The following is a 2,234-nucleotide window of genomic DNA, read 5'->3' on the forward strand; positions in this document are numbered from 1 at the left end:
GGTCAGGGTGGTGCTCTTGGCCGGCAGATCAAGCCGGCGCCTTCGCGGATGCCTTCGCCCGGCAATGACGACGATGCGGTCTCTGCCGTTTCGATCCCGGTCATGGGTCGCATCGCCGCCGGCGTGCCGATCGATGCCATCCAGCATCAGACGCATTCGATTTCGGTGCCGCCGGACATGATCATGGGCGGCGCGCACTATGCGCTGGAGGTCAAGGGCGATTCGATGATCGAGGCCGGCATCTTCGACGGCGACACCGTCATCATCCGTAACGCCGATACGGCCAGCCCCGGCGAGATCATCGTGGCGCTGGTCGATGAAGAGGAAGCGACGCTGAAGCGGTTCCGCCGCAAGGGCGCCTCGATTGCCCTCGAAGCCGCCAATCCAGCCTACGAGACACGGATTTTCGGGCCCGATAGGGTCAAGGTGCAAGGCAAGCTCGTCGGCCTGATCCGTCGCTACTGAGACGGCTGTGGGTTGACCACTGGCTTCTCGGGTTTCTTGAAGGGTGCCAGCCCCCTCGCCTCGCGAGAGTATCTGCGTTGCGTGTGCCAGGGCCGATATGGGCTGTCCACCGCGAAGCTGATCGTCGCCGGCGTGGTCGCCGATTGGCGATCGAAGAAGACCGCGGCACTGCCTTTGCGAGCCAGTTGCCGCTTGGTGATGACGAGAACCAGTGGGTTATGACAGGCGTCATAGGCGGTGGCGTCGTTGACGACGATCAGCTCGGCGAAGCCGCAGGCTTTCCAGGTGTCCTTGCGGTCCTCGACATAGGCAATGATCGCACCGGACATGTGCCTGGCCACGCAAACGCCTGAGGAGCAATAGAACGGCGATCCCGGCGGTAGCTCAACGGCATCCGCGACGTCGAATTGCCCATCGCTGTTGTCGAACACTTCCGGAACGACGATGGTTTCCGATGTCAGCGCGCGTTTCCAGTTGTCGACGGTGAATTCGTTCGGCCGTTGCCGGCTAACGGCAAGCTCACCGCCACCGATCGGCAACGCCACCAGCCGGGCGTCTTCCGAGATCAGCACATCGGGCGTGCGCGTATCCGAGACGGTCAGCAAGCCTGCCAACGCGAATGGCAGAGCCGCGAGCCGCAGCCATGTCGTCGCCATCGTCGCGATGACCAGGGCAATGGCCACCAGCAGGACCGACTGTTGCGAAATCAGCCCGACCCCATCGACAGGCGAACGCTCGGAGATCCAGCCCGATATGGCGATCATCATCGTCAGGCCCTTGCCCATCAGGTAGAGAGCTGGCCAATCCAATCCGAAAGGCATCAGCAGCGCGCTGGCGACGGCCAGGAACATGACGACGGTGACGATCGGCATAACCGCGAGATTGGCGAACAGGCTGAGCGGCGACACACGCTGAAAATGCCAGATGGCAAACAGCGTCGTGGCGCTGCCGGCGATGATCGAGGTCATGGCCAGACCAATTGCCGCCAGCAGGAATTTTCGTGTCAGGAACCCGGGCAAGGATCGCTTCGGCGGCGGCGGTCTTGCTTTTCCCGCGCGGTGATCCGCCCAGCCGGCATAAGCGCCGACCAGAGCCGCGGTCGCGGCGAACGACATCTGAAAACTCGGGCCGACCACCTCATGCGGCGACACCACGATGACGGCGATCGCCGAGATCGCCAGATTGCGCATGGTGAGTGCTGCTCGATCGAACAGAACTGCAATCAGCATCACTGCCAGCATGATGAAGCTGCGCTCGGCGGCGACGACGATACCTGAGATGACGAGGTAGGCTGCGATCGAGAACAGTGCGGCGGCAGCGGCATACTTCTTGACCGGGCGACGCGCGGAAAAATCGGGAAACAAGGCGAAGGCGCCGCGCAGCAACCCCATGATGGTGCCGGCGACCAGAGCCATGTGCAGTCCCGAAATGGAGATGATGTGGTAGATGCCGGTACGTCGCATCGCCTCATTGATGTCGTCGGGAATGCCGGCGCGCACGCCGACGATCAGCGCCGCGGCGATCTCGCCTTCGGCGCCGCCGACGCTCGCCCTGATATGGTCGGCAATGCCTTCACGGGCATTTTCCACGCTGGAGGAAATTCGGGCCGACAGCGGCATGTCGCCATCATCGGTGACGACAAGCTTGGGATTGCCGAGAAAGAACCCGCTGCCGCCAATGCCGGCAAAATAGCTGTCGAAGGAGAAATCATAGCTGTCCGGTCGCACCGGCCCGGTCGGCGGCAAAAGCTTGGCATATCCGGTGATGAG

2 protein-coding genes are annotated in these 2,234 nt (G+C 62.8%); one reads left to right on the forward strand and one right to left on the reverse strand.

All coding sequences use genetic code 11. The annotated features are described in order from the left end of the window. On the forward strand, positions 1–465 hold a 465-nt coding region (gene lexA, locus EN914_RS32815; RefSeq protein ID WP_127389559.1), incomplete at its 5' end, for a transcriptional repressor LexA. On the opposite strand, the gene EN914_RS32820 is transcribed toward lexA, so the two are convergent. Then, a partial coding sequence (locus EN914_RS32820) for a ComEC/Rec2 family competence protein (RefSeq protein ID WP_164779092.1) occupies positions 459–2,234 on the reverse strand: 1,776 nt, incomplete at its 5' end. The genes lexA and EN914_RS32820 overlap by 7 nt on opposite strands.

It is taken from the genome of Mesorhizobium sp. M7A.F.Ca.CA.001.08.2.1 (assembly GCF_003998455.1).
Classification (GTDB): domain Bacteria; phylum Pseudomonadota; class Alphaproteobacteria; order Rhizobiales; family Rhizobiaceae; genus Mesorhizobium; species Mesorhizobium ciceri.